The organism is Microvirga sp. P5_D2, assembly GCF_054049475.1.
On record NZ_JBFUMH010000046.1, the window covers coordinates 1 to 26,681 of the forward strand.

The 26,681-nt window shown below is 62.6% G+C and carries 15 protein-coding genes; 6 read left to right on the plus strand and 9 right to left on the minus strand.

Annotated elements, in window-relative coordinates; translation table 11 throughout:
- A partial coding sequence (locus tag ACXJKO_RS13965; protein WP_457091695.1) for a M16 family metallopeptidase occupies positions 1–988 on the plus strand: 988 nt, incomplete at its 5' end.
- A 75-nt stretch (positions 989–1,063) separates the two neighbouring features.
- On the opposite strand, the gene ACXJKO_RS13970 is transcribed toward ACXJKO_RS13965, so the two are convergent.
- Positions 1,064–3,307: a hypothetical protein gene (locus ACXJKO_RS13970; protein ID WP_457091696.1), complete on the minus strand. Its 2,244-nt coding sequence runs from the start codon at positions 3,305–3,307 to the stop codon at positions 1,064–1,066.
- A 325-nt stretch (positions 3,308–3,632) separates the two neighbouring features.
- Between ACXJKO_RS13970 and ACXJKO_RS13975 the strand changes: the two genes are divergently transcribed.
- From ACXJKO_RS13975 to ACXJKO_RS13985, 3 genes are all read left to right on the plus strand, one after another.
- The gene (locus tag ACXJKO_RS13975) at positions 3,633–4,949 is read left to right on the plus strand and encodes a glucose-6-phosphate isomerase (RefSeq protein ID WP_457091697.1); all 1,317 of its coding nucleotides are present in this window, start codon (positions 3,633–3,635) and stop codon (positions 4,947–4,949) included.
- A 221-nt stretch (positions 4,950–5,170) separates the two neighbouring features.
- Entirely contained in the window at positions 5,171–7,021 is a 1,851-nt protein-coding gene (gene mutL / locus ACXJKO_RS13980) for a DNA mismatch repair endonuclease MutL (RefSeq protein WP_457091698.1), read from the plus strand.
- Positions 7,022–7,048: 27 nt separating this feature from the next.
- Complete coding sequence (locus tag ACXJKO_RS13985; RefSeq protein WP_457091699.1) at positions 7,049–7,459, plus strand: OsmC family protein; 411 nt, start codon at positions 7,049–7,051, stop codon at positions 7,457–7,459.
- A 195-nt stretch (positions 7,460–7,654) separates the two neighbouring features.
- On the opposite strand, the gene mgrA is transcribed toward ACXJKO_RS13985, so the two are convergent.
- The 4 genes from mgrA to ACXJKO_RS14005 form a co-directional block, all read right to left on the minus strand.
- On the minus strand, positions 7,655–8,698 hold the full coding sequence (mgrA, locus tag ACXJKO_RS13990; RefSeq protein ID WP_457091700.1) for an L-glyceraldehyde 3-phosphate reductase: 1,044 nt from the start codon (positions 8,696–8,698) through the stop codon (positions 7,655–7,657).
- 157 nt (positions 8,699–8,855) lie between these two features.
- A complete protein-coding gene (locus ACXJKO_RS13995) occupies positions 8,856–10,934 on the minus strand; it encodes a calcium-binding protein (protein ID WP_457091701.1) in 2,079 nt (692 codons plus the stop codon).
- A gap of 116 nt (positions 10,935–11,050) precedes the next feature.
- On the minus strand, positions 11,051–11,608 hold the full coding sequence (gene rsmD / locus ACXJKO_RS14000) for a 16S rRNA (guanine(966)-N(2))-methyltransferase RsmD (RefSeq protein WP_457091702.1): 558 nt from the start codon (positions 11,606–11,608) through the stop codon (positions 11,051–11,053).
- A gap of 155 nt (positions 11,609–11,763) precedes the next feature.
- Complete coding sequence (locus tag ACXJKO_RS14005) at positions 11,764–13,374, minus strand: pseudouridine synthase (protein WP_457091720.1); 1,611 nt, start codon at positions 13,372–13,374, stop codon at positions 11,764–11,766.
- Positions 13,375–14,018: 644 nt separating this feature from the next.
- Between ACXJKO_RS14005 and ACXJKO_RS14010 the strand changes: the two genes are divergently transcribed.
- On the plus strand, positions 14,019–14,507 hold the full coding sequence (locus tag ACXJKO_RS14010; RefSeq protein WP_457091703.1) for a nucleoside deaminase: 489 nt from the start codon (positions 14,019–14,021) through the stop codon (positions 14,505–14,507).
- 12 nt (positions 14,508–14,519) lie between these two features.
- On the opposite strand, the gene ACXJKO_RS14015 is transcribed toward ACXJKO_RS14010, so the two are convergent.
- From ACXJKO_RS14015 to ACXJKO_RS14030, 4 genes are all read right to left on the minus strand, one after another.
- Complete coding sequence (locus ACXJKO_RS14015) at positions 14,520–15,428, minus strand: alpha/beta fold hydrolase (RefSeq protein ID WP_457091704.1); 909 nt, start codon at positions 15,426–15,428, stop codon at positions 14,520–14,522.
- Between the two features lie 63 nt (positions 15,429–15,491).
- The gene (gene purD, locus ACXJKO_RS14020; protein WP_457091705.1) at positions 15,492–16,769 is read right to left on the minus strand and encodes a phosphoribosylamine--glycine ligase; all 1,278 of its coding nucleotides are present in this window, start codon (positions 16,767–16,769) and stop codon (positions 15,492–15,494) included.
- Positions 16,770–16,984: 215 nt separating this feature from the next.
- Positions 16,985–19,078: a hypothetical protein gene (locus ACXJKO_RS14025; protein WP_457091706.1), complete on the minus strand. Its 2,094-nt coding sequence runs from the start codon at positions 19,076–19,078 to the stop codon at positions 16,985–16,987.
- A 25-nt stretch (positions 19,079–19,103) separates the two neighbouring features.
- Positions 19,104–24,890, minus strand: coding sequence for a hypothetical protein (locus ACXJKO_RS14030; protein ID WP_457091707.1), 5,787 nt, complete (start codon positions 24,888–24,890; stop codon positions 19,104–19,106).
- Between the two features lie 194 nt (positions 24,891–25,084).
- Between ACXJKO_RS14030 and xseA the strand changes: the two genes are divergently transcribed.
- Positions 25,085–26,659, plus strand: coding sequence for an exodeoxyribonuclease VII large subunit (xseA, locus tag ACXJKO_RS14035; protein WP_457091708.1), 1,575 nt, complete (start codon positions 25,085–25,087; stop codon positions 26,657–26,659).
- Positions 26,660–26,681: the final 22 nt, after the last annotated feature.

Sequence of the window (26,681 nt, forward strand, 5' to 3'; positions counted from 1 at the left end):
CGGCGGTGCGTTGAAGACGCTGGTCAAGCATGCGGACGAGGCTTTCGAGCTGCTGCGCTTGGCGCTCGTCGAGCCGCGCTTCGATCAGGATTCCATCGAGCGTGTGCGCGCGCAGACCATCGCTGGCCTCAAGTATCAGCAGAACGATCCCGGCGTCATGGCGACCCGTCGTTTCTTCGAGGAAGGTTTTGCCGGCCATCCCTACGGCCGTCCGACCTCGGGCACGCCGGAGAGCGTGGCGGCGATCACGCGTGACGATCTCGTGGCCATGCACCGTGCCATGATTGCGCGCGGCCGCGTGAAGATCGCGGTCGTCGGCGCTATCGATGGCGACAACCTGTCCATGCTGCTCGACAAGGTGTTCGGCGCGCTGCCGGAGGCAAAGCCGCTCGCCATCATCGAGCCTGCGACCTTGCAGAAGATCGGCTCGCGCCTCGTCGTCGATCTCGACGTGCCGCAATCGGTCATCCGCTTCGGCACGCACGGCATCGCGTGGAAAGACCCCGGCTTCATCCCGGCCTATGTGCTCAACCACATCCTCGGCGGCGGCGCGTTCACATCGCGCCTGTTCCAGGAAGTGCGCGAGAAGCGCGGCCTCGCCTACAGCGTCGGCACATCGCTGGTGAGCTACCGCGCAGCCTCCATGACCTGGGGCTACACGGCGACCAAGAACGAGCGCGTGGTGGAATGCCTTGACGTGATCGCCGAGGAGATCGCGCGGCTCAAGGAAGAGGGTCCCTCCGATGAAGAGCTGCAGAAGGCGAAGGACTACCTCATCGGCTCCTATGCGCTGGGCTTCGACACCTCCACGAAGATCGCGCACACGCTTGCCCAGATCGCTTTCGAGGGCCTCGGCATCGACTATATCGCCCGCCGTAACGCCCTCGTGGGCAGCGTGACGCAAGCCGATATCCACAGCGCCGCGGACCGCACCTTCGGCGACGGCAAGATGCTCACCGTGATCGCCGGGCGACCGACGGGACTGTAATGTTCCACTGAATGCGAAAAGGGAGCCTTACGGCTCCCTTTTTTGTCGGGGTTTGGTTTATCAAGGCCTGGGCGGTTAGAACACGAAGAAATCTGAGGCGAAGATGGCTTTCTTCGCCCCGATATTGGCGAAGATGACCTGCTTACCAGGCTTGTCGCCATTGGGGTCGTACCACACGTTGCCGGTCTTCTTGTCGACGCCAATGTAGTCATTGGCATCCTTCGCCTTGCTGCCGATGGTGAAGTACTTGCTCTGCAGCACGCCGACCTTGGTCAGCTTCCTGAAGATGTCGTTGTCGAGCCGGATCGTATCATCACGATAGTTCCAATCCTGGATCATATCCTTGTTGAGGCTCTTGTGCCCGACCGTGTTGAACACGAACACATCCCTGCCGGCTCCGCCGAGCAGAATGTCGTTATCGCCGCCACCAGCGAGAACGTCGTCCCCGCCGCCGCCGTTCAATGTGTTTCTATTGACATTGCCGATAATGACATTGCCAAGATCATTGCCACCCAGCGACAGGGCGGAGCCACCTGTCGCAGTCAAGTTCTCGACATGGGCACCAAGCGTGTAGTTTATGCTGCTATAGACCAGATCAGTACCTTCAGCTGCAATCTCGGCCGCGATGTCCGATGCATGCTCGACGATATAAACGTCATCGCCGCTTCCGCCGGCCATATAATCTGCACCGCCCTGACCATCGAGCACGTCGTTGCCGTCATGGCCGATGAGGTGATTGGCAAAACCGTCGCCAACAATGCGGTCTGCGCCGCCGCCGCCGGCGATCGTATCAGGAGCAGAGCTTTGCACCATCGTGCCGGCTGCAAGGTTCACGATGTAGGAGATCGAGCGCGACTGGCCGCCTTCTTGAATGGTCGCAACGACGGTCTTCGTGCCGGTGGTTGCAAAGGCATGGCTGAAGCTTGCCATGCCGGAGGCCGGATGCACGACGTTCACAGCGCCATCGCCCCACGCGAGTGTCACGATCGATGTCGGATTGGCAGCGAAGTTCAATTCGACGAAGCGGCCCTCACGGATTGCGACGCCGTCGGCAATGCGATCCGCGTCGACCCAGATGATGTCTTTTCTGTTTCCGTTTGTATCACCCGTCATCAGGTCGGTAGCCATCGTTTCAAAGACGATGTAGCGGCCATCGGCACTGAACCTAGCCTGCGTGCTGTTACCATCTGGGGTCGCTGACCCAACGCTGGAGAGGCGAATAATCTCACCGGTCATCAAGTCTTTTCGGAATATGCCTAATTTAAAAGAGGTGGCTCCTACGAGATCGTGCGCCGTGCTTTCAAAGAGAACATAGCGCCCGTCGGCGCTGATTGATGGTTTATGGCTTGAGCCATTAGCTTGAACCCCTCCGGATGAGGTGGAGACGCGTACAATTTCACCCGTCAGCAGATCCTTGCGGAAAACATCACTTGCACTATTCGTGTCGCCATCAACAAGATTGGAGGCGTCGCTTTCGAAAGCGACATATCGGCCATTGGCGCTAAGCTGTGCGTATCTGGAAGAATTATTAGCCTGCGTGCCCGAAGCTGATGTCGAAATGCGAATAATCGCGTCAGTGAGAAGATCCTTGTAAAAAATATCGATTGATGAATTCGTGTCGCCTCCGACGAGGTTGGTCGCAAAGCTTTGGAACGCAACGTAGCGACCATCCGAGCTTAGGACTGCATTGCTGCTGTGGCTATCGGCCTGAATCCCATCTCTTCCGACTGAAGCCCGGGTGATGCCACCTGTCGCTAGGTCTCTCAGAAAGATATCGGAGTTGCTATTCGTATCATTTATAGCCAGGTTGCTCGCATAACTCGTAAACACGGCATACCGTCCATCGGGAGTCAGGACGAGTTCGTTGCTATGAGAGTTCGCTTCAACACCATCAAATGACATCGTGAGACGAACAACGACGCCAGTGTTAAGATTCTTACGGAAGACGTCTAGCGAGTTGTTGTTGTCGCCGACGACGAGGTTGTTTGCTTTGCTCGTGAAGATGATAGATTGGCCATCCGCGCTGAATTGAGCATCGTTGCTATAATCGTTGCCGATGGTCCCATCAGAGCCGCTGGAAATGAGCGTCAGGGTGCCCGTTTGCATGTCTTTCAGGAAAACATCACTGCGGCCGTTCGTATCCCCAGCCACGAGATCGCCAGAAGCGCTTTCAAAAAGGACATAGCGACCATTCGAGCTCAACGATGGTCGGTAGCTATCGATGGCGCCTTGGCTTCCTGCCGTCGTTGTCGAAACGCGCCGAATGAAGGAGGCTTCCTCGAGGCGCTGGAAGGAGAGAAGGGCCAGATTCAGTGCCATAATTAGTCTCTTCTAAACGTTATAAAGATACAACTAAGCTAACGCATGCCCTTGCGCAACTGCAAGTTCTCAAGAAGGGTTAATCTGCGAAAATATGGACCGGCAAAAGGTTCTTGCACGGCGCTGCAGTCAGAAAATGGGCTAGTTTTTCAATCGGCTATGCTGATTTGCAAATGCGAGCTGCCGGGATACGGCTCGCCCTGGCGGTCAGTTCATGGTGTTTCCAAGAAAGATCCCGCTCCTCTCTAGAGAGGAAATCTCCTACCTAGCCCTCACGCCCCTGCTGCCTTAAAGTTCCGGTCTCTTAGAGAGTCGGAGTATCCGCATGGCCCTGCAGCAATCGATCGACCTGGCATTCGAAACCGCAATCGGGGAGGGCGGCCTGAAGCAGGCAGCCTACGATTCTGCCCTTGAATCGGTGGGTAAGGCCATGTCGAGGCTCGCCGAGGACGATGCTTCCGGTCGGCTGCCCCTGCTGCACATGCCGCGCACGAGCGACGATCTCGATGCCACGCGCGAGGCTGCCGCCTGGCTGCGGCGCGATGCAACGGACGTGGTGTTTCTCGGCACGGGCGGTTCGAGCCTCGGCGGCCAGACGCTGGCCCAGCTGCGGGATTTCGCGGTGCCGGGCGCCGGGCGCTTCACGGAAAGTCCGCGCGTTCATTTCCTCGACAATCTCGACCCCATCACCTTCGACCGCATCCTGCACAAGCTGCCCCTGTCCTCGACGCGATTCGTGTCGATCTCGAAATCGGGCGGCACGGGCGAGACGCTGATGCAGACCATCGCGGTTCTCTCGGCGCTGGAAAAGGCCGGCTTGCGCGCGCAGCCGAAGGACGTGTTCTTAGGACTCTCCGAGCCGCGCAAGCCGGGCGTCAAGAACGCCCTGCGCGATCTGCTGGAGCCCGAGGGCGTGCGCTTCCTCGAGCATCACACCGGCATCGGCGGGCGCTATTCGGTGCTCACCAATGTGGGTCTGTTGCCCGCCGCCGTTCTCGGCCTCGACATCGCCGCCATCCGGCAGGGCGCGGCGGATGCTTATGAACCGTTCCGCGCAGGCAAGGCCGCGAAGGATGCGCCTGCTGCCGTGGGCGCCGCGCTCAACGTGGCGACGGCAAAGGACGGCAAGGGAATTTCCGTCACCATGGCCTATGCAGACCGGCTCGAGCGCTTTACCCGTTGGTGGGTGCAGCTCTGGGCCGAGAGCGTGGGCAAGAACGGCAACGGCACCCAGCCGGTCGCCGCCATCGGCCCCGTGGACCAGCACAGCCAGCTCCAGCTTTATCTCGCGGGCCCCAACGACAAGCTCTTCACGGTCATGACCACCGGCGTGGCGGGGCAGGGGCCGATCATGGACGAGAAACTCGCCAAGCGCGCCGGCGAACCCGGTTTCGGCGGCAAGCGCATCGGCGATCTCGTGGCAGCCCAAGGCCGCGCCACCGCGGACACCCTGGCCAAGAACAGCCGCCCAACCCGGCGCATCCACATCGAAACGCTCGACGAGCGCGCGGTCGGCGAACTCCTCATGCATTTCATGCTGGAGACGATTTTGGCCGGCTACGCGCTGGGCGTCGATCCGTTCGATCAGCCCGCCGTGGAAGAGGGCAAGATCCTGGCAAAGGAATATCTCGCGCAGAGTTGAGGCATTTACGGCCGTCATCCCCGGGCTTGTTCCGGGGATCCACGTCTTCTTCAACGTAGAGGTTCCAAGACTGGATGGCCGCGATGAGCCCGGCCATGACAGGCGGCTTATCTCGCTCCCTAATCGTGGTGGACGGCCAAGGGAATAACGTCGCGCCGGCTGGCATCGGGGCACTCAAAACCCTATCTTCCCTTTTCCGAATCCCTGAACGCGAAGCGCCCATGCTTGTCCGCCGCCTCGATCCCATCCTCGTCGACCGCATCGCTGCGGGCGAGGTTGTCGAGCGCCCGGCTGCCGCCGTGAAGGAACTCGTGGAGAACGCGGTCGATGCAGGCGCGAACTCCATCGACATCACGGTGGAGGCAGGCGGCCGCCGGCTGATCCGTATCGTCGATGACGGGCAGGGCATGAGCCCGGACGATCTGGAGCTTGCCGTCGAGCGCCATGCCACCTCCAAGATCCCGGATGGCGACCTGTTCTCCATCAACACGCTCGGCTTTCGCGGCGAGGCCTTGCCGTCCATCGGCGCCGTGGCGCGGCTTGCCATCACCTCGCGCAATGCGGAGGCCGAGACCGGCTCCATGATCGTGGTGGAGGCGGGCGTGAAGGGGCCGGTGAAGCCCGCTTCCGCGCCCAAGGGCACCCGCGTCGAAGTGACGGATCTCTTCGCCGCCACGCCCGCGCGCCTGAAATTCTTGAAGAGCGACCGCTCCGAGGCACAGGCCGTGGCGGAGATCGTCAAGCGCCTCGCCATCGCGCATCCCACCGTGCGCTTCACCCTGTCGGGCGAGCACATCACCGCCTTCACCTATCCGCCGGAGGAGCCCGGCGAGCACGGTTTCCTGCGCCGCCTTTCGCGCGTGCTCGGGTCAGAGTTCAACGACAACGCCATGTCCATCGGCGTCGAGCGGGAGGGCGTGCGCCTCTCCGGCTTCGCGAGCCTACCGACCTATCATCGCGGCACCTCGACCTCGGTCCATTTCGTGGTCAACGGACGGCCCGTGCGCGACAAGCTTCTGCTCGGCGCGGTGCGCGGCGCCTATGCCGACGTGATGGCATCCGACCGGCATCCGGTGCTTGCCCTCATGGTCGAGATCGACCCGCGCTCCGTGGACGTCAACGTGCATCCGGCGAAGACGGAGGTGCGTTTCCGCGATCCCGCTTTCGTGCGCGGCTTCGTGGTGGCTGCGATCAAGGAAGCGATCACCCGTTTCGGCATGCGCGCCTCCTCGACCGGCGGCACGCGTACCCTTGAAAGCCTACGCCCGCAAGCTGCGCCGCCGATGCGCGGCGCTTACGGCTATCGCGGTCCTTTGATCCGCCCGTCCAGCGCTTTCGCAAATTGGCAGGCGCCGCTCGATCAGCCCGCGCCATCCTATGCATCTGCTGCCGGTCTGGCGGAATCTCAACCGAGCCTGCCGGATCTCGCCATGCCTTCCGCCGACAGCCGCGCGACACTGCTCGATGTCGAGCCCGAAACGGAAGCCGCACCGCTCGGCGCGGCGCGCGCGCAGGTGCACGGCACCTATATCGTCGCGCAGACGCAGGACGGCATCGTCATCGTCGATCAGCACGCGGCGCATGAGCGTCTCGTCTATGAACGCCTGAAGCGCGAGCGCGCATCGTCGGGCATCGGGCGTCAGCTGCTGCTGATCCCCGAGGTCGTCGATCTCGATCCGGTGGATGCGGATCGCGTGCTCGCGGAAGCCTCCATGCTGGAAAGCCTCGGCCTCGTGGTCGAGCCGTTCGGCCACGGTGCGCTTCTCGTGCGCGAGGTGCCGTCGGCGCTGGCCGGTGGGCGCATCAAGGATCTGGTGCAGGATGTGGCCGATGCGCTTGCCGAATGGGGGCAGGGCGCAGCGAACCCGCTGGAAGAGCGTCTCGACGCGGTGCTCTCGCGCATGTCCTGCCACGGCTCCATCCGCGCGGGCCGGCGCATGCGGCCGGAAGAAATGAATGCGCTTTTGCGCGAGATGGAAGCAACGCCGCTGTCGGGCCAGTGCAATCACGGGCGGCCCACTTACGTGGAATTGAAGCTCACCGATATCGAGCGATTGTTCGGGCGGCGTTAGACGTTTCAAAAAACCGGGAGGTGCCTGATGACGGTGATGAGTGTCAAACTGCGCAGCATCCCGGACACGCAGGCAAACATCGGATGGGCGGGCGTGCATTCCGTCATCGTCGACAGGCCGGAAGGAAAAGCCGGCGGCCAGGGGCTCGGCTTCAACGGCGGACAATTGCTGGCGCTGGCCATCGGCGGATGCTTCTGCAACGATCTCCATTATGTCGCGCATGAGATGGGGATCGAACTGCGATCGGTTTCGGTGGACGTAAGCCTGACCCTCGACGGTACGCCGTTGCTGGCGACATCCGCTGCCGTGCAGGTTGATGTCGAAGCGGTGAGCGATGATGCGGATATCGTGGCGCTTATCAAGCGCGCGGAGGAGACATCGACGGTGAGCAATTCGATCCAGCGTGGCGTTTCGGTGACGGTCTCGTCACAGTTGTGAAATGCGAGCCCTTACAATCACCCGACTTCCCCCTCTCGCGTTTGGGAGAGGGGCAGGGGTGAGGGCCCGCCCTCTCCGGATACGGCATTCCCTCACCCGCGCGCTCCCGCGCGTCGACCTCTCCCACTTGGGAGAGGTTAGGCCCCGTGCTTGCTCTTGAAAGCTCTCACCTCGTCATGCGGTTTATGAGTCGCACTACCGCGACGGCCCTTCACGCTCCGCCGACGCAGCCCAGATATTCAGGTCGCCCTCAGCCGCGAACTGATCGATCTCCGTCAGTTCCTCCGGCGTGAACGAGAGGTTCTGCAAGGCGCCGACGCATTCCGTCACCTGTTCCGGCCGGCTCGCGCCGATGAGCGCGGAGGTCACACGTCCGCCGCGCAGTACCCAGGCGAGCGCCATCTGCGCGAGAGTCTGGCCACGCCGCGCAGCGATATCGTTGAGGCTGCGAATGCGCGCGAGATTGTCGTCGTTCAGGAAAGTCTGCTTCAGCGACTTGCCTTCGAATGCACGGCTGTCGTCCGGAACGCCATTGAGATATTTCGTCGTCAGCATGCCCTGCGCCAGCGGCGAGAACACGATGGAGCCCATGCCTAATTCGCCGAGCGTGTCGAGCAGCCGGTCTTCTTCGATCCATCGGTTGAGCATGGAATAACTCGGCTGGTGGATGATACAGGGCGTTTTCAGCTCGCGTAGAATTTCGACCGCCTCGCGGGTGCGCCGGCTGTTGTAGGACGAGAGGCCGACATAAAGTGCCTTGCCCTGACGCACGGCGGTATCCAGCGCCATCATCGTTTCTTCCAGCGGCGTCTCGGGATCGAATCGGTGGGAATAGAAGATGTCCACGTAATCGAGGCCCATGCGCTTGAGGCTCTGGTCGAGGCTGGAGAGCAGATACTTGCGGCTGCCCCATTCGCCGTAAGGCCCCGGCCACATGCGGTAGCCTGCTTTGGTGGAGACCACGAGCTCGTCGCGATAGCCGTGCAGGTCGCTGCGCAGGATCTCGCCGAACATCACCTCCGCCGCGCCGGGCGGCGGGCCGTAATTGTTGGCGAGGTCGAAATGCGTGATGCCGAGGTCGAACGCCGTACGGCAGATSTCCCGCGCATTCGCCGCCGACTTGGTCTCCCCGAAATTCTGCCACAGCCCCAGCGAGATCGCCGGCAGCTTCAACCCGCTGCGGCCGCAGCGGTTGTAGAGCATGCTGTCATAGCGGGTGTCGGCAGGCTGGTAGGGCATGGCGTCCTCCGGAAGGGAAGCTTACGGCAGGCTGGCACAGGAATCATAGCTATGTCGAGACAGAGGCGTGTCCAACTCCACAGCCGTTCAAGTGCTTCCGAAAAAGCTTGGCCGTAAAACAACAATTCCTACCAGCCGGCGTCAGCGCGTGGTTCGCTCAGATTACGAAGAAGTCTTTATAGGTGAGATTGAGCTTCTTGTTGAGCGTCGCGATCTTGATCTGCGCGGAGGGGCCGATGCCGTCCTTGTCGTAATACAGCGCGCCTGTCTTGTTGTCGTAGATGATGCGGTCTTCCCGGTCCCTGGCGTGCGGGCCTTTGACGAACATATCCGATTTGAACTTCACGCCAGCCGCCGAGCCTTTTCCGAGCTTGGTGAAAAACTTGTTCTCCAGGTGGAACGAGTCATCGCTCGGATTGAAATCGTAGATGCGATCCACGTTGGTTTTCTTGTTCGGCTTCGTATCGAACACGAAGATGTCCTTGCCGCCTCCGCCGTAAAGCTTGTCGTTGCCGCTTCCACCAAAGATCTTATCGTCTCCGCCCTGACCCTTCAGGATATTGCTGCCCGCGTGTCCACAGATCTCGTTGGCGGAGTCAGACCCCATGAGATTGGCGGATGCTTTGGAGGAGACATCGGCGAGTTTGAGAGCTTCGACATGTGCGTCCGCCGCCAACGCATAGCTGCCGCCGACGATGACCGTATCCCAGCCGCCATTGGCTGCTTCCTCGAGAGCATCTCCGGCTTTGACGTAATAGGTATCGTTGCCGAACCCGCCTTTCAGGATCGCGGAGCCGTTGCCGAAGAAAACGTCATCGAAGGCCGAGCCGATGAGACCTTCGATGCCGACATAGATATCGCCCGCCGCATCGCCTCCGCGGCCCCCTAAAAGGCTTGCCACAATGCCTGACTTCGCATGGGCGAAGGAAACATAGTCGATTCCACTGCCGCCGTTCAGGACGTCGGCACCGGCGCTGCCTTCGTACATATCGTCGAAAGCCGTACCGATGTACTGATCGTTGCCAGTGGTTCCTTTCATGACGATCGCCTTGTCGCGCGGGTCGACGATCTGAATGCCGTTCGACATCAGTACGGCGATGCGCCCGTCCGGCAGCAGGGACAGGCCTTCGAGGGAAATCACGTTCCCTGCGGCCTGCTTGCTGACCAACAGCTTCTCGCTCAGGCGCGCACCTGCCGCATCGAAAATGGACAGGCGGACTTCCGATGTGTTGCTGGACGCGTTCGTGACGACTTGGGCGGCAAGGGCAAAGCCGCCACCGGGAAGAGCCACCACGCCGGGAGTGCTCACAGCAGCGGCTTCCGCAATCGTCGCATAAAACGCCAGAGGTTCGGTGACTTCATCTCCTGCGGCGTCATAGACTTGGTATCTGACCGTAACGACGGGCTCTGAACCACTGGCGTCGATCCTGCCTGTCTCCGTCCATGTCACGACAAATCCGCCGCCCTCAAGGGCCGTCACTTCAATCGGCATCATGCCCGGGTCCGACACGATGGGAATCGAGATTTCTTTGATGACAGAAGGACCACCGGCAGCAGTCGGATCTAGCACATAAACCTTGTTCTCGGTTCCGCTCGCACGAAACGCAGCGACCACTTTGCCGCCCGGCAGCGCTGCGAGATCGGCCACGGACCCGAAGCCTTTGTCATAATCGGTGGCAAAAGTCGGTCCGAGTTTCAAAGGACTTGAGAGCGTTCCATCCGGCCGCAGGACGCGCAGAAACGCTTCGCCGCCCAGGCTCCGATAAGTGGTGAGGATGCTTCCATCAGCCAGACCGATCGCATCGTCTCCTTTGAATTGTCCGTCCACACTCCGTGGATCGCTTTCGAGGCCGGCAACGGGTATGGGCTTTCCGACCGGCGTCAAATCGCTTCCATAAATCCCCAGCCAGGCTCCGCGATGCCCAGGAGCGTCGCTCGCGATTGACCATGTCAGGGCGATGCGGCCATCCGGAAGCTCCACGGCGGAAGGATTGCTCGATCTGGCTGTCAGGGGGGTGTCACCAAAGGGGCCGCCATAATCCAGCGAACCGATGATCTTCTCTTCCTTCAGGGAGCCATCGGCGTTGTAGATCCAGGCCCTCAACTTGGCGTCCGGGGTCGTCGCTTGCGTCTTGCCGATGACCAGGAAGGTGCCGTTTCTGAGAGCCAGCACGCTAGCGTCTGTGGCGCCCACAGGATGAGCGATCTGCAATCCCCAGAGAAACGGTTGAGACATGGCGAGCCCCGAGCCTGTCAGAAGAGTGATATGACGTGGATGAGGAGCAATGTTATAGAAATCTGACGTTAGGACAACCTTCTTGCCGACGTGCAGCAAGTCAAAGTTGTGTGTGCTCAGCCCGTGAAGCGCCCGAACACCACCTTCGTCTCCCCGTAATCCCGCCGCTCGATCTCTTCGAAGCCGTCGGGCAGCTTGACCTCGACGTCCTGCGCTTCCTCTACGATCACGAGCGCGTCCGGCGTAAGCCAGCCGCCTTCCGCGCAGGAGCGGAGGGCTTTCGGTGCGAGGTCCTTGCCGTAGGGCGGGTCGCACAGCACGACGGAGAAGGGGGCGTTGGGGGCGGCTTCGCCCATCTTGGTGGCATCGCGGCGGAAGAGGCGGGTGGCGCCGCCTGCGCCGAGGGTTTCCACGTTTTCGCGGATGAGGCTGCGCGCCTGCGCGCCGTCATCGACAAAGAGCGCGAAGGCAGCACCTCGCGAGAGGGCTTCGAGACCGAGAGCACCGGTGCCTGCGAAAAGGTCGAGCACGCGCGCATCCTCGATGGGATCATCGTAGGAATGCTGGAGGATGTTGAAGATCGTCTCGCGCAGGCGGTCCGATGTCGGGCGGATGGCGTCCGAGCTCGGCCCCTTCAGCGAACGGCCGCGCCAGCGCCCGCCCACAATTCTCATGGCTTGATTCCTAACTTTGAGAAGCCCTCATCCTGAGGAGGTGCATCGCACCGTCTCGAAAGATGAAGGCGCATCCAGTGTACCCTGGAAGCTCCTTCGAGACGCCCACTGCGTGGGCTCCTCAGGATGAGATCCAGGATGATGTTGGGCGTGGATTATCGGCGGCCGCGCGGGCCGCCTTTCGATCCACCCTTGGAGCCGCCTTTGAAGCCGCCCTTGGATGCTCCACGGGGACCGCCCTTGAAGCCTCCACCGCCACTGCGCGGTCCGCCACGGGAGGGGCCGTCGCCACGCGGTGGGCCACGACGCGGACGCTCGTCTCCGCCTTCGCTGCGCGCGCGGAACGGACGCTCACTCTGCGGCTTACGAGGACGGTCCTCGCCGCCTTCGCGCGAGCGGAAGGGGCGATCGCCAGCCTCACGGCGTGGGCGTTCGCCCTCGTCGCGACGAGGGCGGCCCGGACCGGCTGCGCGGCCTGCACCGGCGTCACGGCCACGACGGGCCGGAGCGCCATCGCGGTCGCCGCCACGGCGCGGACGATCTTCGCTGCCACCACGGCCCTTGCGCGGCGCAGGGGCTTCCTCGTCCCGAGGCTGACGCACCAGGCGCTCGACAAGAACCTTACGGCCTTCGCCCGAAGCGATGGCGCCAACGCGCTCGCGCTTGCGTTCTCCGCTTACGGCACGCGCCTCGCGCGGATCGGCGCCACGACGGGGAGCCTTCCTGCGCGGTGAATCCTCTTCGGTCTCGCCGGCGCGCCAGACGCTCTTCTTAACCTCGAGTCGGGAAGGATGCTTCTTCGGTCCTTCCTCGTCACGCTCGAAACGATCCTTGCCGAAATGACCCTTGCCACCTGCGCGGAAAGGCTTCTCGTCATCGTTACGACGGCGCGGGCGGTCGTCTCCGCCACGGCCACGAGAGGGGCGCTCTTCACGATCCTCCCGGCCTCCATGCTCCTTGGTCGAGCCGAAGGGCGCGATGGGCTCGCGCACCGGGCTTTCGAAATCGACGCCGGCTTCCACCGCGAGCGCGGCACCGAGCTGATCCCTCAGCACCTTCGTGCGCACCTCTTCGACAAGTCCCTGTTCGAGATCGCCGAGCTGGAATGGGCCGAAGGACATGCGGATCAGGCGGTTCACCTGCATCCCGAGATGTTCGAGGATGCGCTTGATCTCGCGGTTCTTGCCCTCGCGCAAGCCCATCGTGATCCACACGTTGTCGCCCTGCATGCGGTCGAGCCGCGCCTCGACGGGACCGTATTCGATGCCGTCGATGGTGATGCCGTTGCGTAGGCCGTCGAGATCGGCCTGCGTGAGATCGCCGTGGGCACGCACCTTGTACCGGCGCAGCCAGCCTGTATCGGGATGGGCGATCACGCGGGCGAGGCCGCCATCATTGGTGAGCAGCAGCAGGCCCTCGGTGTTGATGTCGAGCCGGCCGATGGCGACTACGCGCGGCAGATCCTCCGGCAGGTTGTCGAACACGGTCGAGCGGCCTTCCGGATCGCGGGCCGTGGTCACGAGGCCGCGCGGCTTGTGGTAGAGCCACAGGCGCGTGCGCTCCTTCGTGGGCAGGGGCTCGCCGTCCACGGTGATCGTGTCGGCGGAGGTCACGTTGATGGCGGGGCTTTCGAGCACCTTGCCGTTGAGGGTCACGCGGCCCTCGGTGATCATCACCTCCACGTCGCGGCGGGAGGCGACGCCCGCCCGCGCGATTACCTTGGCGATGCGGTCCTCGACCGGCTCCTGAGGGACGGCTGCCACGATCTCGGGGCGCTCCTCGCGGGGGCGGCGCGGACGATCCTCGGCCGAGCGGTCGAAGCGGCGGGGGCGGTCTTCGCCACCACGGCCCCGGAACGGCTTGTCGCCTTCAGGCCGGGCGCGGAACGGGCGCTCGCCGCCATCCTTGCTGCGGCCACGGAAAGACTTGTCGCCTTCCTCACGGCGCGGACGGAAGGGTTTGTCGCCGCCTTCGGGGCGCGGGCGGCGGGGCCGCTCGTCATTGTCACGGGTGCGGAAGGGCTTCTTGTCGCCACCCTCGCTACGCGCCCGGAAAGGACGGTCGCCTTCTTCGCGGCGGGGGCGGAAAGGCTTATCACCGCCTTCGCCACGGGGCCGGAATGGCTTGTCTCCGCCTTCGCGGGGACGGCGGGGCCGCTCGTCGTTGTCGCGGCTGCGGAAAGGCTTATCGCCTGCCTCGCGGGGCTTGCGCGGGCGCTCGTCGTCGCCACGGGCGCGGAAGGGGCGTTCGCCGCCTTCGCGGGGCTTGCGGAAGGGCCGGTCACCGGAAGTGCGGCCACGGTCGGAGCGTCCCGAGGAACGGCCCTTGCGATTATCGTCGTTGCTGTCGGTCATGGGAGCCTGATAGCAGAGGTATGGAACAGAAGCGAGAGACATGAAAAGCCAGCGACATGGATAACGCCGACCCCGATCCGCTTGATCCGGCCAAGGACGCCTCAAAGGCCGACCCGATGAGCGTGGCTTTTGCCGAAGCCCGCGCCGCCGCCGTGCGCGGGGAGGTGCCTGTGGGAGCCGTCATCGTGAGGGACGGCCGCGTCGTCGCCACGGCGGGTAACCGCCCGCGCGAGCTGCGGGACCCCTCTGCCCATGCGGAAATGCTCGCCATCCGGCGCGCCTGCGAGGCCCTGGACGACGAGCGCCTCACCGGCTGCGATCTCTATGTGACGCTGGAGCCCTGCACCATGTGCGCGGCGGCGATCTCGTTCGCCCGCATCCGGCGGGTCTATTACGCGGCCCATGACCTCAAGGGCGGCGGCGTGGACAGCGGCGTCCGCTTCTTCCACCAGCCCACCTGCCACCACGCGCCTGAGGTCTATGGCGGCATCCGCGAGAGCGAGGCGGCGCAGCTGTTGAAGGAGTTCTTCGAGGAGAGGCGATAGGCGCTGCTCTCTTCAGCGCTTCAGAAATGCCTGCAACGCCTCCAGTGTCGCGCCGGGGTTTTCCTCGGCCACGAAATGGCCGGAGCTGATGCCCGCACCGTGAACCTTGGGGGCGAAGCTGCGGCGCCAGATTTCCAGGGGCTGCTGTTCGTGGCCCATCGGTCCGCTGACGAGGTAGAAGTCGCTCCAGATCAGATAGGTCGGGCATTGGATCGTCTTGCCGACGGCGAGATCGGCTTCGTCGGCTTCCACGTCGCGCGTCGCGCCGGCGCGATAATCCTCGCAGAAGGCATGGATGCGCGTGGGCTCGTTGCAGCTCTGCCAGTAGGATTCGAGCGCGCGCGGATCGAAGGCATTGAGATCGCCCGCCGCCGACCACTTGCGCAGCAAGCCTTCGAAATAGGGGATCGGATCGCGGCCGATCTCGGTTTCGGGTTTCGGATAAGGTTGCGAAAGATAGCCCCAATGCGCCTCAGGCACTTTGCCCGCGTGCATCTGTTCCCACACGTGATAGGTCGGCAGGATGTCGAGCAGCGCGAGACGCTCCACGCGGCCTGGATGATCGAGAGCGAGACGATAGCCGACACGCGCTCCGCGGTCGTGTCCGACGACCGCGAAATGCACATGCCCAAGAGCCTCCATGACCTGGATGACATCCTTCGCCATGGCGCGCTTGGAATAGGTCTCGTGCTTCGCGTCGCTCTTGGGCGCCGTGGACCAGCCATAGCCGCGCAGATCCATGCACACGACCTTGTGCGTTTCCGCGAGGGTTGGAGCAAGGTGATGCCACATCACATGCGTCTGCGGAAAACCATGCAGCAATATCACCGGCGGTCCGTCACCCTTCGAGCGAGCGAAGATGCGTCCGCTATCCGTGTCGATCCAGTGGCTCTCGAAACCGGCAAAGAGTTCGTTGCTCATGGAAGGCCGCTCGTGGGTTGTGCGAGATGACTTCTCTAAACCTAGAGAAGATGTTCGTTTTTGTCAGCCCCGCTCGCGTTCGACAGCGCGCCAACCGATGTCGCGACGACAGAAACCTTCGGGCCAATCGATCTTCGAAACCGCGTCATAGGCCTTTGCCTGCGCATCGGAAATCGTCTTGCCGAGAGCTGTGACATTGAGAACGCGCCCGCCATTTGCAAGGATTTTGTCGCCATCCTGCTTCGTGCCGGCATGAAAGACGATAACGTCATTCAGGTTCTCGGCCGCATCGATGTTGCGGATCTCCGAACCCTTTTCGACTACTCCAGGATAACCGCGCGCGGCCATGACGATGGTGAGTGCTGCGTCATCGGACCAACGCAATGACACGTTATTCAATTGTCCATCACAGGCCGCAAGAAAAGCGGTGACGAGATCGGAACGAAGGCGCGGCAGAAGCACCTGCGTTTCCGGATCGCCCAGGCGGGCGTTGTACTCGATCAGCTGAGGTCCATCCTTCGTGAGCATCAGGCCCGCATAAAGAATGCCGGTATAGGGCATGCCGCGCTTCTTCATGCCCGCGAGCGTCGGCTCGATGATCTCGCGGATCGAGCGGGCCTGCAATTCTGGCGTCAGCACGGCAGCCGGCGAATAGGCGCCCATGCCGCCGGTGTTCGGGCCCTCGTCGCCATCGAAGACGCGCTTATGGTCCTGCGCCGTGCCGAAGGGGATCGCCGTGTTGCCGTCGCACAGGGCGAAGAAGCTTGCCTCCTCGCCTTCGAGGAAGGCCTCGATCACCACCTCGGCGCCGGCAGCGCCCAGGCCACCGCCGATCATCATCTCGACGGCTTCTTCCGCCTCCTCGAAGGAGGTAGCGACCACTACGCCCTTGCCGGCGGCAAGGCCGTCCGCCTTCACGACGATGGGCACGCCATAGCTGCGGATATAGGCCTTCGCGGCCTCGGCATCCGTGAAGCGGCGATAGGCGGCGGTCGGGATGTTGAACTCCGCGCAAAGATCCTTGGTGAAGGCCTTCGAGCCCTCCAGCTGGGCGGCCGCCTGGGTCGGCCCGAAGGCCTTGATGCGGGCCTTCATCAGATCGTCCACGAGGCCCGCGACGAGAGGGGCTTCCGGCCCCACCACTACGAAGTCGATCCCCATGGTGCGGCAGAAGTCGATGACCGCCTGATGGTTGGCCACATCCAGCACCACATTGGTGCCATGCTGCGCCGTGCCCGGATTGCCGGGGGCGATGAGAAGCCGGTCGCAGAGAGAGCTGGCCGAAAGGGACCGGGCAAGAGCATGCTCGCGGCCGCCGGAACCGATGAGTAGAATGTTCATGCCTTGATCCCTCTCATGACGATGCCTGGGCTCTTAGAGCATCGTACCCAAAAGTGGAATGCTTTTTGGGGCTATCCGATGTTCCCCTTCCACACCCTGCTTTGCAAGGCGCAGGGCAGTCCGTCGCGGATCTCTTTTTGCCTCTAGAAACAGATCGAGCCGGGTCAGGTGAACCCGGCTCGATTAGCATATGGCCTGAGGCTGGGATCCAGCCATCACATGACGAAGAAGTCCTTGTAGGTGAGCTTCAGGTTCTTCTTGAGAATTGCGAACTCTATGGCTTTAGCTCCGCCCGACCCGTCACGATCATAGGACAGCACGCCCGTCCGCTTGTTATAGAGAATGTAGTCGTTGGGATCATCGGCCTTGCTGCCGATCTGGAAGAAATCCTCATTGAGGCTGCCGGTCTTTCGCAGCTTCCGGAAGATCGCGTTTTCCAGATAGATCTTGTCCTGCTTTGGCTTGAAGTCGGTGATCGTGTCGAAATTCACCTGACGATCGGTTCTGTCTGTGCCGAGCATAGAATCGAAGATGAAGATATCCCGGTCCGCACCGCCGGTGAGCGTGTCGTTGCCCAGGCCGCCGTTCAGACGGTCGCGTCCGCCGCTGCCATCGATGCGGTCGACGCCGATCCCGCCACTGAGGATGTCCGCGCCGTTGCCGCCCAAGAACATATCATTGTCCGCAGACCCTGTGGTGTTCTCCGTGGCCCAATCGAGCACGCCGATGCTCAGCACCTTGTCGAATGTCAGGCCCATGCTGTCGGTGACGCGCACCGTGACTTGATGCGACTGCGCCTGCTCGAAATCCAGCTTGTAGCCGTTGGCGACCACGATCTGGTTGCCGACAAGGGCAAAGCGTCCGCCTGCGCTGTCAATGAGATCGAAGCGATGAGTGTCACCGACATTTTGGTCGGTGGCTGTCAGAGTGCCGATGGCTGTGCCGTTCGTTGCAAGCTCCCGCACCGATCCGCCACTGAGGTTGATGGCGCTGGGTGCGGCGTTGGCCTCGAAGTGGCGCTGGTAGATACCCGCGATTGAGCCATCTTGCTCATATGATTCCCATGCGACGACCCAGTTGCCGTCTGCCAAGCCAATGACGCTTGGAGAGCTTTGGGATGAATGCGTGGTCACATTCACGAGCATGTCGGCGGGCGATAAAGCCCGTCCGGACTGGTCGAAGCGCTGCTGATACACTCCTGTGCCATCTTGATCAGCCGAGGTCCAAGTGACGATCCAACCTCCATCGGCCAGGCTCGCGACGGACGGACTGTCTTGACCATCTGTCGTGGTGATGTTGACCAGCATGTCCGCTGGGGAAGTCGCATTGCCGTTTCGATCGAAGCGTTGTTGATAGATGCCGGTGCCCGATCCATCTTGCGAAACCCAAACGATCACCCACCCGCCATCCTTGAGCGAGGTTACAACTGGGTCCCATTGGTCATTGTCCGTAACGACATTGACCTTTCGGTCTTCGGAATAGAGCCGGGTTCCATCCTTGCTGTAACGCTGTTGGAAGATGCCTCGGGTCGTGGCGCTGTCGGGGGATGTCCACGTGACGAGCCATCCGCCGTCAGACAAGGACGTCACCCGAGGTTCCAGCTGTGAGCCCGCAATCGTCTGATTGATCCGCTCTTCGGCTCCCTGCGCTGCACCCGCTGCATTGAAACGCTGCTGATAGACGCTGCCCTCTGAGCCGTCCTGGACCCGCGATCGCCAAGTCACGACCCAGCCGCCATCGGCGAGACCTGTTACTGTCGCGGTCTCCTGAAAGTTGGTCGTGTAGGTGTTGACGAGAAAGTCATCCGCATAAAGTTTTACGCCGCTGCTGCTGTAGCGTTGCTGGTAAACTCCGCCTCCTGAGCTATCTTGATCCTGTGATGTCCACGTGACAACCCAGCCGCCATCCGCCAATGCTGTGACGCTTGGCTCGTATTGATCCCGGTTGGTCTCTTTGTTGACGACTTGGGGGACCGCGTAGATCTCGTTCCCGTTCCTGTCGTATCTCTGCATGACAACGTCGATTTGATCGAAGGCGTCGTAGGATCCCCAAACGGCGATCCAACCTCCATCGGCCAGGGCCGTTAAGACGGGTGCTTCACGGAGCTTTCCCGCGACGCTGTCGACCTCGCGTTCTTCACCGGCCTTGAAAATTTGTGCTGGCATAAGGAATTCCCAGGAATAGTCATCTGAGACTGGTATATAATAACGCATCGGAAAGTAAACGGCTGGACCCCCTTTACCCGAATCACCTTTGTCGCACTTTTTCCGTCGGATGCCATGGACCAGGCGTTGAAAGCCTGGCTCCACGGATGTGCAGCGAGGTCTACAGCCCCTAGATCACGAAGAAGTCCTTGGCGGTCAGACTGAGGTTCTTGGCGAGYTTGGCGAAGACCACTGCGGCGCCCTTGCCCGAGCCGTCCGCGTCGTAGGAGAGGGTTCCGGCCTTCTTGTTGTAGATCAGGTAGTCGTTGCGATCCTTCGCCTTGGTCCCGACCGTGAAGAATGCCTTGTCGAGCGCTTTCGGGGCCTCCGGGGAACCGGCGCCGAGCTTGCGGAAGATGGCGTTGTCGAGCCAGATGCTGTCGTCTCGGACCGAGAAGTCGGTGATCTGGTCCACGTTCGTCTTCTTGTCGAGCATGTCCTTGAACACGAACACGTCGAAGCCTAAGTCGCCGGATAGAACATCGCTGCCGAGCCCGCCGTCGATGCGGTCGTTGCCGGCTCCACCGGCGAGGGTGTCCTTGGCCGCGCCGCCCACGAACACGTCGTTGCCGGTGGAACCGGCGGTGCATTCGACGGCCCAGTCGGCCACTTGGATCGTGAAGGTTTTCACGAGACTGGCGCCTTGGGAATCCGTCACCTTGATCTGGACGGCGTGAGAGCGGGCCTGCTCGAAGTCGAGCATGAAGCCGTTCACACGCAGTTCGTTTCCGACAATCGTGAAGCGGCCGTCACTCGCACCCCAGCTACCGTCGAACCGCATGAGCTGATAGGTGAAGGTCTCGCCCGGATTGCCGTCGCTGGCGGAGAGGTCGCCGATCTTGACGTCCGTGCTGGAAATCAACTCCCGCACGGTCGTGTTGTCGAGCCCGATATCCACGGGCACGCGGTTCGCGACGCTTGAGCGCACCTGAATCATGGTGCTGATCGCGGGCGTCGCAGCATGATCCGCGTCGCTGGCCTCGATGTTGAAGGTGGTCGTCAGGGTCGTGCCGGCAGCTGCTCCAAGCCGATCCGCCGGGTTGAACTGCAGGGCGCTCATGATCTCGGCAAGCGCTCCCGCCTTGTCGGTGACGGTATAGACCTTCCGGCCGTCACTCGAAGACAGAAGCGTCACTTTCGAGAGAAGCGCCGCGGGGATCACCAGATCGCCCTCCGCCCCGTTGAAGCCGATCTTCACCGTCAGTGTGTCGTTCTCGTCATCGTCGAAGGTGACGCCCGTGAAAGGGTTCACGCTCGCGCCGTTATCCGTGGCATTGGTGATCTCGCGGCCCGGCGCCACGGCGATGCGCGGCGCATGGTTCGGCAGGGTCTCGTCCACATTGTCGAGCGTGATCGTAAAGTCCTTCTCTATGGACAAGCCGCCCTTGTCGGTCACGCGCACGCGGATCGTGTGGGTGGCAGCGTCCTCGTAATCGAGGCGGCTTCCGTCCCGCACGCGCAGGCGGCCGTTGAAGATCTCGAAGCGGCCCTCCGCGTCGTCCACCAGCTCATAGGTGAAGGTATCGCCCGCATTCAGATCCTCCGCGCCAAAGAGGCCGATCAGCGTGCCGTTCCTCGCATTCTCGGCAATCGTGGCAGCGGAGAGGGTCAGTTCGTAAGGCGCCAGATTGACCGGCGGCTCGGGCAGGTTGTTCAGATGGATCGTAATGATCTTCTCGATGCTCTTGCCGCCGTCATGAACACGCACCTTGATATCGTGCGAGGTGGCGGTCTCGTAATCGAGAAGCGATCCGTTCGCGACGAGGATCGACTTGCCGTCTGCCGCCAACTTGAAGCGTCCACCGGCATTGTCGACGAGCTCGTAGATGTAGATTCCCGTCGCATCGCCGTCGAGAACGCCGAGCGTGCCGACGAACACGTTGTTGGCCGCGCCTTCATCCACGGGCGTGCCCGTGAACAGAATATCGAACGGCTCCTCGTTCACGTTGTTCACGGCAATGGTGACGATCTTCGTGAGCGTGCCGCCCTTGCCGTCCGACACCAGAACCTTGATCGCATAGGCGGTTGCGGCCTCGTAATCGATGAGGCTGCCGTCTGCGACAAGAATCCTGGTTTTGGTCGCATCGAGCTTGAACCTGCCTCCGGCATCGTCGAGAAGCTCATAGGAGAAGCTGTCGCCAGTGTCGGGATCGAAGGCTCCGAGATCTCCCACCCAAATGCCTTCTTCGGCATTCTCATCGACCGAGGCGTTGCCCTTCACGCCGCCCGTGAGGGTAATGTCGACCGGTGCCCGGTTGACGGGGCCTGAGGCGGGCTCGTCCACGTCGCCGACATGGATGACGAAATCCTTTTCGAAGGAGAGGCCGCCCTTGTCCGTAACACGTACACGGATCGTATGGGATGTCGCTGCCTCGTGATCGAGGCGAGCACCGTCCTTGACCCTGATCCTGCCGTCGAAGATTTCGAAACGTCCTTGGGCATCGTCCATGAGAACATAGGTGAAGGTCTCGCCGATGTTCTCGTCCTCAGCGCCGAGCAGGCCGATGAGCGTGCCGTTCTTGGCGTTCTCGAGCACATCGGCGGCGGACAGCATGATATCCGTCGGCGCCTTGTTGAGGGGCGGCTCGGGCAGGTTGTTGAGATGGATCGTGATGACCTTCTCGAAGGTCCTGCCGCCGTCCTTGACCCGCACCGTGATGTCATGGGACGTGGCTGTCTCGTAGTCGAGGAGCGAGCCGTTCGCGACGAGGATGGACCGGCCATCGGCGGCGAGCTTGAAGCGCCCGCCTGCATTGTCGACCAATTCGTAAATATAGGTGCCGCTCGCATCCGCGTCGATCACTCCAAGCGAGCCGACGAAGATGTTGTTGGCAGCGCCCTCATCGATGGCAGCGCCCGAAAGGGTAATGTCGGTGGGCGTCTCGTTCACGTTACTGACGCCGATCACAAGCGTCCTCGTGAGGATGCCGCCCTTGCCGTCCGATACCTGCACTTTGATCGTGTAGGCGGTCGCGGCCTCATAGTCGATCAGGCTGCCATCGGCGACCAGGATCTTGGTGCGTGTGCTGTCGAGCTTGAAGCGCCCGCCTGCGTCATCAAGCAGCGTATAGGTGAAGCTGTCGCCCGCATCGAGGTCGATCGCGCCGAGATCACCGACGACAATCTCGCCATCGGCGTTCTCATCAACCGAGGCGTTGCCTTTCGTGCCACCCGTCAGCGTGATGTCGGTGGGTGCGCGGTTGGCGGGCGCTTCGTACAGATCGTTGACATGGATGACGATGGGTTTCTCGAAAGTGAGGCCGCCCTTGTCCGTCACGCGCACCCGGATCGTGTGCGACGTGGCGCTTTCGAAATCGAGCTTCGTTCCATCCGCGACGACGATCTTGGTATGGGTCGCATCCAGCTTGAAGCGCCCGCCCGCATCGTCCACGAGGGTATAGGTGAAGGTATCGCCCGCGTCCTGATCCACCGCGGCGAGATCACCGATAACGGTCTCGCCATCGGCGTTCTCATTCACGCTCGTAGACGAGAGAGTGATGTCGGTCGGCGCATCGTTGCGGCCCTGGACGGCGACCGTGATTTTCTTGACCTGGGCCGCACCCTTGGCATCGATGACGAGAATGGTGAGCTCGTGCGTTGCGCCGTCGGATGCCTCGAAGTCGAGGAGCGCGCCGTTGGCGACGCGGATCTCCGATCCCACGATCTTGAACCGCCCGCCCGCATTGTCGAGGAGCGCATAGGTGATGGCGTCGCCGTCCGGATCGAGGCCTGTCAGTGTCGCCACAACCGTGCCGGTTGCAGCGCCTTCTTCCACCTCGACGGCGCCGCCTGTTCCGGTGCCGGTAATCACCGCATCGGGCTTCTCGTTCACATCGGTGATGCCGATGGTGATCGTCTGAGGCGCGCTGACGCCGCCCTTGCCGTCATAGGCGATGACGATGAGCGTGTAGTATTTCGCGCCGGCAGGCAGGGATTCGTAATCCAGCACTGCGCCGGGGGCGAGCTTGATCTGGTTGGTGAGGGGATCGATGATAAAGAGGCCGCCCGCATCGCCGCCGGGCGCGAAGGAACAGGTGACGGTGTCGCCGTCCGCATCGGTTGCGCTCAGCACGCCGATGAAGGTGTCGTCGGTTGCGTCTTCGCCAAGCGCAACACCGAGGCCGCCGTTCAGACGGATATTGACCGGCGCGTCGTTCGTGTCGTCGATGTCGTTGACGGTGATCGTGACGGTCTTCGTTACCGAGTCGCCAGCTCTGTCCGTGACGGTGATCTTGATCGTGTGGGATTTTGCGGTCTCGTAATCGAGGCTCGCGCCGGCCTTCAGCCGCAATTGGTTGCCCACGACTTCGAACTTGCCGCTGGCGTCTTCCGTGAGCGCGAAGGTAAAGCTGTCGCCCGCATCGGCATCGACACCTTCGAGCGTCGCGATCAGGCCCGTCTCGTCCTCATCCACCGAGGTGCGGGAGAGCGTGACGCCCGTGGGCGCGTGGTTCTCGATCACGTCGCCCACGTTGATCGTGACGGTCTTCGTCACCGACAGGCCGGTCTGGTCCGTCACGGTGATCTTGATAATGTGCGAGGTGGCCGTCTCGTAATCGAGCTTTTCGCCGGATTTCAGGCGCAGCTCGTTGCCGACGATCACGAACTTGCCGCTCGCATCCTCGGCGAGCGTGAAGGTGAAGGTGTCGCCCGTGTTGGGATCGACGCCATCGAGCGTGGCGATGAGGCCCGTCGCATCCTCGTTCACGCTCGTGCGCGAGAGGGTGACATCGGTGGGAGCGGCTGTGGTGACATAGCGCTTCTGGTAGATGCCGTAGCCCGAGCCGTCCTGACCGGCGGATTGCCAGGTGACGATCCAGCCGTCGGCCAGTGCGGTGACGCTCGGCGCTTCCTGATGGCCCGCGGTGGTGATGTTCACCAGCACGTCCGCAGGCCCGGTCGGGTTGCCGTCCTTGTCGAAGGCCTGGAGATAGATGCCGTTGCCGGACCCGTCCTGGTTCGCGGATTGCCACACCACCACCCAGCCGCCGTCCTTCAGGGCGGTGACGGTGGCAGGTTCCTGCAGGTCGCCGGTGGTGACGTTGACGCGGCGGGGCGTGGCGAAAAGGGCGACGCCATCCTTGTCGAAGCGCTGCTGAACCACATCGCCGCCGCCGCTGTAGGATGTCCAGGTGACGACCCAGCCGCCGTCAGTGAGGGTGGTGATGCTGGGAATGATCTTGTAGTCGCCGGCCGTTCCCTCGACAGGGATATCCGCGCTGGATGTGGCGACACCGGCCGCGTTGTAGCGCTGCTGGAAGATGGAATGCCCGGTCGAGCCGGAGCTGTGGGATTCCCAGGTCACGATCCAGCCGCCATCGGGGAGGGCGGTGATGGCGGGCTTCGTCTGGGCGCCCTCGGTGAGCACGTTCACCCGGGTCTCAGGCCCGACCGCCGTGCCCGTCGCGTTGTAGCGCTGCTGGTAGACGCCGGCGCCCGAGCCGTCCTGGCCGTCGGACACCCAGCTGACGACCCAGCCGCCATCGCTCAAGGCCGTGACGCTGGATTGCGACTGATCGAGCGCGACATTGGTGTTCACCAGCCGGTCGGCGGAGAATTGAGCCACGCCGTTCTTGTCGAAGCGCTGCTGATAGATGCCGCCGTTCCAGCCAATATCCTGGTTCTGCGACGTCCAGGTGACAAGCCAGCCGCCATCGGCGAGCGCCGTCACGCTCGGATCGGCCTGATCGCTCGCCTTGGTCAAGTTGACGAGGGTATCTACCGTAGAGGAAGTCGCGCCCGTCTTGTCATAGCGCTGCTGGTAGATGCCGTAGCCTGAGCCGTCCTGGTTCAGGGATTGCCACGTGACCACCCATCCCCCATCGGAAAGCCCTGTGACGCAAGGCATTTTCTGGTCGGAGGCCGTGACGACATTGACGCGGATTTCCGAACCGACGGTGAAGGGGGATACGGGCATGACAGCTCTAACTCCAGGCACCTCATCTATATATGTTATGTAATTCAATAGCAAAAAACTTTAGGACAACTTTCACTGTGGTGAATCGTCTCTGAAGGTTGTCCTCAACCAAAGGGTCGCAGGGCCGGGCTTATCCAAACCTCATGCGTCCAGCGCCCTTGGCAGGGGTGGGGGCGACCGATTAGGTTCTCCTGATGTTCGCCGAAAAAGCACCCTCCAACGCCCAGGAATGGTCCGTCTCGGATCTCGCGGGCGCTCTCAAACGCACCCTTGAGGATGCCTTCGGTTTCGTGCGCCTGCGCGGCGAGGTCTCGGGCTATCGCGGGCCCCATTCCTCGGGCCACGCCTATTTCTGCATCAAGGACCAGAACGCCCGCATCGATGCGGTGATCTGGAAGGGCGCCTTCGCCAAGCTCAAGATCCGCCCCGAGGAGGGGATGGAGGTCATCGCCACCGGGCGCATCACCACCTTCCCGGGTTCGTCCAAGTACCAGATCGTCGTCGACAGCCTGGAGCCCGCCGGCATCGGCGCTCTCATGGCGCTGCTGGAAGAGCGCCGTCGCAAGCTCACCGCCGAGGGGCTGTTCGCCGCCGAGCGCAAGCGCCGCCTGCCTTACCTGCCGCGCGTGGTCGGCGTCGTCACCTCGCCCACAGGCGCGGTGATCCGCGACATTCTTCACCGCCTGGAGGATCGCTTTCCCCGCCACGTGCTGGTCTGGCCGGTGCGTGTGCAGGGCGATACCTGCGCGGCGGAAGTGGCGGCGGCCATTCGCGGCTTCAATGCCATGGAGCCCGGCGGGCGCATTCCGCGCCCCGATGTGCTGATCGTCGCGCGCGGCGGCGGCTCCATCGAGGATCTGTGGGGCTTCAACGAAGAGATCGTCGTGCGGGCCGCAGCCGAGAGCGGCATCCCGCTCGTCTCGGCGGTGGGCCACGAGACGGACTGGACGTTGATCGACCATGCCGCCGACATGCGCGCGCCGACGCCGACAGGCGCTGCCGAGATGGTAGTGCCGGTGCGCGTCGAGCTGATGGCCGGCGTCAACGATCTCGCCCGCCGTCATACGGAAGCGACGCTTCGCCTCATCGAGCGCCGCCGCTCGGATCTGCGGGCGACGGCCCGCGCCCTGCCGACGCCGGAAGCCCTGTTCTCGCCCAAGCGCCAGCGGCTCGATCTTGCGGCCACCAAGCTCTACCCGGCCTTGTCGCGCAACGCGCGCGGCCACGAGGAGCGGCTGCTCAAGGTCTCGCGCCAGCTCTCCCATGTGTCGCCGGTGGCGAACGTGGCGCGCATGCGCGCGCGCCTCGATGCGGTGGGCCCACGCCCCCACAACGCGGTCTGTCGCTTGGTCGTGCTGCGCGAGGAAAGCCTCAAGCAGATCGGTCGCAGGCTCGTCGTCTCCCGAGAGACGCTGCTGCGCGCAGAGCGCACGCGCATCGCCCAATCCACGGAAGTCACGCAGCGTGTGGCCGAGCGTCTCGTGCCTGCGCTTCAAGGCCAGATCGCCCGCAAGGTCGACCGGCTTGACGCGGTCTCCAAGCTCTTCGACAGCCTGAACTATAAGTCCGTGCTCAAGCGCGGCTTCGCCCTCGTGCGGGATGCGGACGGCCAGCCCCTGCGCTCGGCGGATGCGGTACTCGACGGGCAGGCGCTGGTGCTGGAATTCGCCGACGGCAAGACCGACGCCACCGGCGGGCGCATCGGCTCGCGGCCCAAGCCTGCGAAGCCGAAGCTCGTCGTCGCGGAAGAGCAGGGCGCTTTGTTCTAGTCGGCATTGAAAACAGGGGCCA